Here is an 8,309-nt window from a genome sequence, read left to right as displayed (position 1 = left end):
GGGCGGGGCGGGGGGTCAGGCTGTGTCGGTTTGGGGATGGTGCGTGGGGGGTGGGGTGGGCGACGGTCGGCGCAGCAGGCCGGGGCCGGCCGATGCGGGTGGGCCGACGGGTTCGACAGTCGTCACGACGCTGTCCGGATCCGAGCTGACCGGCCCGAGGAAACCCGCCGACTCCGACCGGGCCGGGACGGGAAGGTGGGCCGACTCCGACTCCGACTCCTGCTCGGCCCGGGCCGGGACGAGGACGTCGCCGGACAGCCGGTCGCCGGTTCCGTTGTGGCCGGACACATGCTCGCCGTCGTACCGGGGCTCCTGGCGCGACCCCTCGCCGTCGGCCTCGGGGCCCGCTGTTCCGGGCGGCTCGGGGACGAGGGTGGGTCGGCTGGTGCCGCGTCGCGGGGCGGGGGTGGGCCGGGCCGGGAGCAGGCGCGGCGGCACCGCCTCCGGGGCGGTGACAGGTGCCAGACCCGCGACCACCGTGTTGACGATCTCGGCGGCGTACGAGCCGTCCGGGTCGTAGTCGGGGTCGAAGACGGTCAGCTCGACGCCGAGGCAGTGCGGGGTGTCGACCAGGCCGGCGAGCAGGATCTCCAGCTCGGCGAAGGCGATGCCGCCCGGGTCGGGGGCGTCCACGGCGGGCATCACCGCCGGGTCGAGCACGTCCACGTCGATGTGCACCCAGTAGCCCGCGCAGTCGGCGAGCTGCTCGTGTGCCCACTGCGCCGTGCGGGCGGCGCCCTCGGCGCGCAGCGCCGGCACCGGCCGGGTGGTGATCCCCGCCGCCTGGAGGTCGAGGCGGTACTCGTCCTGCGCCCGGATGCCGAGCACCACCACGTCGATGTCGCGGAAGTAGGGTCGGCGTCCCTCCAGGGCGGCCAGGTCGGCCTGCCCGCGCCCGGTGACCAGGGCCAGGTCCTCCCCCGCGGCGGCACCCACGTAGGAGGCGTTGCCGGGGTGCCGGAAGTCGGAGTGCCCGTCCACGAAGACCAGGCCGATCCGCCCGCCGACCGCCTCACCGAGGCGGTGCATGGCAAGCGCCGAGCCGAGCAGCACCGAGCAGTCGCCGCCCAGCACCACCGGGAACTCGCCCCGGTCGATGATCGAGCCGACCCGCTCGGCGAGGGCGAGGGAGTAGTCGGCGATCTCCCGGGCGTGGCACACCCCGTCGCCGGGCCGCCAGTCACCCGGGTCGTAGCGGGGTGGGGTGATGCATCCGGCGTCGCGGGCGCGCAACCGGGCCAGCAGGTCGTGGTCCCGCAGCGCTCCGGGCGCCTTGGCGCAGCCCGGAACCGACGTGGGCGTGGGCGGCCGTAGACCGAGATTTGTCGGCGCGTCGAGGACGGCGATCCGGCGCATCATGAGCTCCCGTCCTCGGAGGTCGGGCGGGCCGGCCGGAACGCCGGCCCGCGCTGGCGTGCTTCGAACTCAGAACAGGGCGCTGGCCAGGGCACGGCGTGCCGAGGCGACCGCCGGGTCGTCCGGGCCGGCGATGGTGAACAGCGACACCAGGTGCTGGCGGACCGTCTCCCGGTCCTCGCCGGCGGTGCGCCGGACCAGGCCGACGAGCCGGGCGTACGCCTGCTCGGCCAGGCCGCTGAGCACCTCGATGTCGGCGGCCAGCAGCTGGGCGGCCACGTCGTCGGGGGCACTGTCGGCGGCGGCCAGCGCGGTGGCCGGGTCGGCGCCGGCAACCCGGCGGGCCACCCCGACCTGGGCGAGGCCGGCCTCGGCCGCGACGTCCGCCGGGGAGTCGGCGAGGATCTTGCGGTACGCCCGCTCGGCGGCGTCCAGGTCACCACTCATCAGGGCGTCGTCCGCCTCGTCGAGGCGCGGGTCCTCCGGTTCGGCGACTGTCACGCCGCCGGCCTTGAGCACGGCCTGGAGCCACTGGCGCAGCTGCGCCTCGGGGACCACCCCGGAGAAGGCGTCGATGGGCTGGCCGCCGACCACCGCGTACACCATGGGGATGCCCTGGACCCGGAACATCTGGGCGATCCGCGGGCTCTGCTGCACGTCGACCCGGGCGAGCACCCAGGCACCGCCGCTCTCGGCGGCCAGCCGCTCCAGCACCGGGGCGAACTCGTCACTCTCGGGGAAGCCGGCCGCGCCGAAGAAGACGACGACGGGCATGGCCATCGACCGTTCGAGTACCTCGGACTGGATGGTCGCTTCGGTGACGTCGACGATGGCGCCGTCACCGCCGGCGCCGGGCGCGCCTGGCGCGCCTGTGGACGGGCCGCCCTGCGGGGGTGTGCCGGGGCGGGTACTGGCTGGTGCGGGGCCGCGCAGCGTGCTGAGGTCGACCGCGCCGCGGGTGAAGATCGACGAGGTGATCCGTGGGTCGCTCATGGTTACCTAGTCTCGCACGCGAGCCCGGGTTCTCAGCTCACCCGCAACTCCGACGTTGCAACTCTCACGCCTCGCCCCCACCCCTTCGATCGGGCACCTTCCGACGCCGACAGGCCGCCTTCACGACATCTGCCGACGCGGCAACCGCACGATCGAAGGGATGGGTCCGGTACGGGGTCAGAAGCGCGCCGGCTCCCGGTAGGTGCCCCACTCGGCGCGCAGGGCGTCGCAGATCTCGCCGAGGGTGGCCTCGGCGCGGACGGCGTCGAGCATCGCGGGGATCATGTTCTCGTCGGTGCGGCTCGCCTCGACCATCCGGGCGACCGCGGCCTTGACCGCTGCGTCGTCCCGTCCGGCCTTGCGCTCGGCGAGCACCCGGCGCTGCTCCAGCTCCACCTCGTGCGAGATGCGCAGGATCTCCAGCTCCTTGGCGACGGTGCCGGTGTGGCAGTTGACGCCGACGATCTTCTTGTCGCCCTTCTCGAGGGCCTGCTGGTAGACGAACGCCGACTCGGCGATGTGCCCGGTGAACCAGCCGTCCTCGATGCCGCGCAGGATGCCCGAGGTCATCGGGCCGATCTGGTGCGGCCCCTCCCCGCCGAGCTGCCGGATGCGGGCGAAGATCTCCTCCGCCTCGGCCTCGATCTTGTCGGTCAGCGCCTCGACGTACCAGGAGCCGCCGAGCGGGTCGGCGACGTTCACCACGCCGGTCTCCTCCATCAGCACCTGCTGCGTCCGCAGGGCGATCTCGGCGGACTCGTCGGTGGGCAGCGCGAGTGTCTCGTCGAGGGCGTTCGTGTGCAGCGAGTTGGTCCCGCCGAGCACCGCCGCGAGGGCCTCCACGGCCGTGCGTACGACGTTGTTGACCGGCTGCTGGGCGGTCAGCGACACCCCCGCGGTCTGCGTGTGGAACCGCAGCCACAGGGCCTTCTCGCTTGTCGCGCCGTAGACGTCGCGCAACCAGCGGGCCCAGATCCGGCGGGCGGCGCGGAACTTGGCGATCTCCTCGAAGAAGTCGAGGTGCGAGTCGAAGAAGAAGCTCAGGCCCGGCGCGAACACGTTCACGTCCAGCCCGCGCGACAGGCCCAGCTCCACGTAGCCGAAACCGTCGGCGAGGGTGTACGCCAGCTCCTGCGCGGCTGTCGAGCCGGCCTCGCGGATGTGGTAGCCGGAGACCGACAGCGGCTTGTACCGCGGGATCTCGGCCGCGCAGTACTCCATCAGGTCGCCGATGAGGCGCAGGTGCGGCTCGGGGTCGAAGAGCCACTCCTTCTGCGCGATGTACTCCTTGAAGATGTCCGTCTGAAGCGTGCCGTCCAGCTTGGACAGGTCAGCGCCCTGCCGCTCGGCGGCGACCAGGTACATGCAGAACACAGGCACTGCCGGGCCGGAGATGGTCATCGACGTGGTGACATCGGCCAGGTCGATGCCGTCGAAGAGCGCCTGCATGTCGGTAGCCGTGTCGATGGCGACGCCGCAGTGCCCGACCTCGCCGAGCGCCTGCGGGTCGTCCGAGTCGCGGCCCATCAGCGTCGGCATGTCGAACGCGACGGACAGGCCGCCACCGCCGGCGCCGAGGATCATCTTGTAACGCTCGTTCGTCTGCTGGGCGTTGCCGAAGCCGGCGAACTGCCGGATCGTCCAGGTCCGCCCCCGGTATCCGGTCGGATACAGACCCCTGGTGTACGGATACTCGCCGGGCCAGCCGATCCGCTCGAAGCCCGGGTACGCGCTGCCCTCCGGCGGCCCGTAGACCGGCTCGACAGGCATCCCGGAGAGCGTCGTGAAGTCGGCGTCACGCTTGCGCGCGGCGTCGTACCGGGCCTGCCAGCGTGCCCGTCCGGCGTCGATCTCGTCGGCGTCCATGCGCGGGGCTCCTCCTCGGGTCCTCGATTGCCCATCGAGTGTAGAGCCCCGACCTGAACGATCGCTAAGTCAACTCGTACCGGTGGGTAACGTGGGCGCCGCAGCGGGCGCGGACGGCAGGCCCGTCCGAGATCACGCCACGGGAGTCGCCGGCCCGCCCATCGCCACGTCGTCGACCCGGATGTTGACCTCGTCGACCCGCAGCCCGTACGCCTCGACGGCCTCGGTGACCCGGGCCCGCACCTGCCCGGTGATCTCCGGCACCGGCTGACCGGCCTGAATCACCAGCACCAGGTTGATCACGGCCGCGTCCCCGGAGACGTGGGCCGAGCAACCCCGCCGGGCGTCGCCGACCTGGTCCAGCCCGACGCGATCGAGGACCGCGTTGAAGAACCGCGCGACGTCCCCACCCATCTCGGCCACGCCGGGCACCGAGCTGGCGGCGGCGACGGCGATCTTCTCGATCACCTCGTCGGAGACCTTCGTCGTCCCGCCGGCCACCGCCGGCACCGTGCCCAGCTCGCGCGTCGCCTCGTCACTCACGTCCCGCTCCCCTGCCGTCGTCAGGCACCGGCCCCGTCCGGGGCCCACGCGAGCGGTGCCCGCGCGAGCGCGAGCCTACTGTCTCCCGGCGCGCGGTGACCGTCCCCCGTGGACGCGCGGACGCACTCCTCGGGCCGGTTCGCTATCTTGCCCGCCATGGCATCGATTTCTGTCGCCGCTCTGGCGGGCTCGGCGCTCGTCCTCCTGCTCGGGGTGTGGCTGGTGCGGGTCTACAACAAGCTGGTGCGGATGCGTAACCAGGTGGATGCGTCCTGGTCCCAGATCGACGTGCAGCTCAAGCGCCGCCACGACCTCATCCCGAACCTGGTCGAGACCGTCAAGGGGTACGCGTCGCACGAACGCGACACCCTGGCCGCCGTGCTGGCCGCACGCGGCGAGGCGATCACGCACACCGGTGGTGACCCGGGCCGGGCCGACGCCGAGAACGCGCTCGGTCAGGCTCTGGGTCGCCTCGTCGCGCTCGCCGAGGCGTACCCGCAGTTGCGGGCGAGCGAGAACTTCGCGGCGTTGCAGCGCGACCTGGCCACCACCGAGGACAAGATCGCTTATGCCCGGCAGTTCCTGACGTACGCCGTGCAGCAGTACAACACGGCGATCCAGAGCTTCCCCACGAACCTGGTCGCCGGGCCGCTCGGCTTCCACAGGCGCGAGTTGTTCACCTCCGACGACTCGGACCGTGGCGTCATCGCGGTCGGTCTCTGAGCCGTGGCGGACCTCATCCTCGCCGGCGTCGCCGTCGGGCTCTGGCTCCTCGCGTACGGCGCCTGCCGGATCGCCACCCGCCCGGGGCCACCAGCCGCCCGACCGGCCACCATGGACCTCGGCCCGGAGCCGCCGGCCGTGGTGAGCCTGCTGGTCAACGGCGGGTCGACGGGCGCGGGCACGACGGAGTCGATCCTGCTCGACCTGGCCGCGGCCGGCTGGTACGAGCTGCGACAGCCGGACGCCGACCCCCGTGGCACCACCATCCATCTCGCTGAGGGCCGTGCGGACGACAGCAGCCTGCGGCCGTACGAACGGCAGGTCCTGGCGCGGGTCCGTGGGCTCGCCGTCGACGGGGTGGTGCCGCTTACCGCGCTGGCCTTCCGCGACGAGGACGAGGCCAAGAACTGGAACGGCCAGCTGCGCGCCGCCGTGGTCGCCGACGCCCGCGCGGCCGGGCTGTCCCGGCGTCGATTCGGGCGGACGATGATGGCCGCGCTGTACCTCGGCGCGGTCGCGGTGGGCGTGGTCTGCGGCCTGGTGGCCGTGTACCGCACGCACCTGCGCTGGACGTTCCTTCTCTCGCTCACCGTCGCCCTGGTGCTCGCGGGCCTCGTGCAGCGCGTCGGCGAGCGCGCTACCCCGGCGGGACTGGACGCCACCTCCCGGTGGCTCGCAGTAGGCACCTGGCTGCGTAACCACGAACAGTTTGCCGAGCTGCCGCCCTCGGCGGTGGCGGTCTGGGACCGCTACCTCGCGTACGGCGCCGCGCTGGGCGTCACCCGCCGCACCCTCGACGTGCTCGGCCTCGACGTCGGCGACCAGCGTGAGCTCTGGTCGTCGTACCGGGGCGGCTGGCGCCGGATCCGGGCGCGCTGTCCACGGGTACGGCCCGGGTACGGCAGCACCACCCGCGCGCTGCTCGGTCAGGCGCTGCTGCTCGTGGTCGCGGGAACGTTCGTGCTGAGCGTCGCCGGTCGCTCCGGCTGGTATTCGCTGCCGGGGTACGTGCTGCTCGCCGGTGCCGCATACCTGCTGGGCGGCGCGTTGGTGGACCGGACGCGGTCGGTGACCGTCACCGGTCAGGTGCTGGCGCTGCGCCCACACGGGCGGGACAGCCGGCGACTGATCCACCTGGTACTCGACGACGGGACCGCCGACGAGACCACCGCGTGGGGGCTGCCCGGCGGGTGGGGAGACCGCTGCCGGCCGGGCGACGTCGTGACGATCACCGGCCGGCCGTGGAGCAGACGGGTCGGCACCCTGACCGTCCGCTCGTCGGCGGACCCGGAACCCGAGCAGACCGGCCTGCTGGTCACGGACGTGTTCGGCGAGGTAGATCATGTGCCTGCCGGGCCGCTTCCGATCTCCGTCGAGGACGTCGCACGGGTCGTCGGCCGACAGGTACGGGTGCGACGCCTGCCGCGACGCGTCGACTTCCACTCCGAGCGCGACAACAGCACCGTGCTCCGCGCCGCCTGGGCGGACGGTACGGCCGGGCAGATCGCGTGGCGGGCCAACGCCCGTGGCGTCGCCACCCCGCTGCCGGGCATCGGCGACGAGGCGTACGCCAGCGGCGACAAGGTGGTGCTGCGCGTCGGTGACATCACACTGGTCCTCACCGCGCTCGGCAGCGGGCGGATCGGGACGCCGCACCTTCCGTGGCTGCTCACCAGATGCGCACGCGACGCCCTCACGGCCGCCTGAGCCACCGCCCGGTGCGCCGTCGGGCTGCGGATCAGGAGCCGAGCTGATCGAGCAGCTCGTCCGCCGCCGCGTACGGGTCGAGCGAACCCTCGGCGACCTTGGCGGCGAGCGTCGACAGCTCCGTACCGTCGCGCAGTGAACCGATCCGGGCACGGAGGGTGCCCAGCGCGATGGCCTCGATCTCGGCGGCGGCCCGCGCCTCCTGCCGGCGGCGCAGCTCGCCGTGCTCGACCAGCCAGCCGCGGTGCTTGTCGATGGCGGCGGCGATGTCGTCGATGCCCTCACCCCGGGCGGCGACCGAGCGGACGACCTGCGGTCGCCACTGCCCCGGCCCGCGCTCACCGAGGGCGATCATGCCCTGGATGTCGCGGACGGTGGCGTCGACGCCGTCCCGGTCGGCCTTGTTGACGACGAAGACGTCGGCGATCTCCAGGATGCCGGCCTTGACCGCCTGGATGGCGTCACCCATGCCGGGGGCGAGCAGCACGAGCGTGGTGTCGGCCAGCGAGGCGACCTCCACCTCGGCCTGCCCCACGCCGACGGTCTCCACAAGCACCACGTCGCAGCCGGCGCCCTCCAGCACCCGGACCGCCTGCGGCGTCGCCGCGGCCAGCCCGCCGAGATGCCCCCGGCTGGACATGGACCTGATGTAGACGCCGGGATCGGTGGCGTGGTCCTGCATCCGCACCCGGTCGCCGAGGATCGCGCCGCCGGTGAACGGGCTGGACGGGTCCACGGCCAGCACGCCTACGCGGTGACCGCGTGCCCGCAGCGCGCGGACCAGCTCGTTGGTGGTCGTCGACTTGCCCACGCCCGGCGAGCCGGTCAACCCGACCACCTGGGCCTGCCCGGCGTACGGCGCGAGCGCGGCGGCGATCTCCGGCAGCAGCGCGTCGCCGTTCTCGACAAGGGTGATCAGGCGGGCGACCGCGCGGGGGTCACCCGCGCGGGCCCGCTCCACGAGCCGGGGTACGTCCCGGCTGCGGCGCACCGATCCGGTGGCCGCAGTCGGGACGTTCTCGACAGCTTCGCTCACTGCACGATCCTTGTTCGCGACTGCGGGGCTCGCAAACCCGGCTCACTCCTCGCGCTCACTGAACGATCCTTGTTCGCGACTGCGG

General features: G+C 73.1%; 6 protein-coding genes and 1 pseudogene. 2 read left to right on the top strand and 5 right to left on the bottom strand.

The window, feature by feature from the left end:
• Positions 1-122: 122 nt before the first annotated feature.
• From ACZ6N8_RS21360 to ACZ6N8_RS21345, 4 genes and pseudogenes are all read right to left on the bottom strand, one after another.
• Positions 123-1,359, bottom strand: a pseudogene (locus tag ACZ6N8_RS21360) (arginase family protein).
• 66 nt (positions 1,360-1,425) lie between these two features.
• On the bottom strand, positions 1,426-2,349 hold the full coding sequence (locus tag ACZ6N8_RS21355) for a tetratricopeptide repeat protein (protein ID WP_466012166.1): 924 nt from the start codon (positions 2,347-2,349) through the stop codon (positions 1,426-1,428).
• Positions 2,350-2,526: 177 nt separating this feature from the next.
• Positions 2,527-4,215, bottom strand: a complete 1,689-nt coding sequence (locus ACZ6N8_RS21350; RefSeq protein WP_466012164.1) for an acyl-CoA mutase large subunit family protein — start codon at positions 4,213-4,215, stop codon at positions 2,527-2,529.
• Between the two features lie 132 nt (positions 4,216-4,347).
• The gene (locus ACZ6N8_RS21345) at positions 4,348-4,758 is read right to left on the bottom strand and encodes an Asp23/Gls24 family envelope stress response protein (RefSeq protein WP_466012162.1); all 411 of its coding nucleotides are present in this window, start codon (positions 4,756-4,758) and stop codon (positions 4,348-4,350) included.
• Between the two features lie 156 nt (positions 4,759-4,914).
• Here ACZ6N8_RS21345 and ACZ6N8_RS21340 point away from each other — a divergent pair, with 156 nt between their 5' ends.
• Positions 4,915-5,481 carry a LemA family protein gene (locus ACZ6N8_RS21340; protein ID WP_466012160.1) on the top strand — a complete coding sequence of 189 codons (567 nt, stop codon included), beginning with the start codon at positions 4,915-4,917 and terminating at the stop codon, positions 5,479-5,481.
• Positions 5,482-5,484: 3 nt separating this feature from the next.
• A complete protein-coding gene (locus ACZ6N8_RS21335) occupies positions 5,485-7,188 on the top strand; it encodes a DUF2207 family protein (RefSeq protein ID WP_466012158.1) in 1,704 nt (567 codons plus the stop codon).
• A 31-nt stretch (positions 7,189-7,219) separates the two neighbouring features.
• Here ACZ6N8_RS21335 and meaB read toward each other — a convergent pair whose 3' ends face one another.
• Positions 7,220-8,224 carry a methylmalonyl Co-A mutase-associated GTPase MeaB gene (gene meaB / locus ACZ6N8_RS21330; RefSeq protein ID WP_466012156.1) on the bottom strand — a complete coding sequence of 335 codons (1,005 nt, stop codon included), beginning with the start codon at positions 8,222-8,224 and terminating at the stop codon, positions 7,220-7,222.
• Positions 8,225-8,309 lie beyond the last annotated feature (85 nt).

This window comes from Micromonospora sp. NPDC047521, from assembly GCF_055587305.1.
Note: the sequence above shows the minus strand (reverse complement) of the source record. Positions and strands in the feature narration are given on the sequence as shown.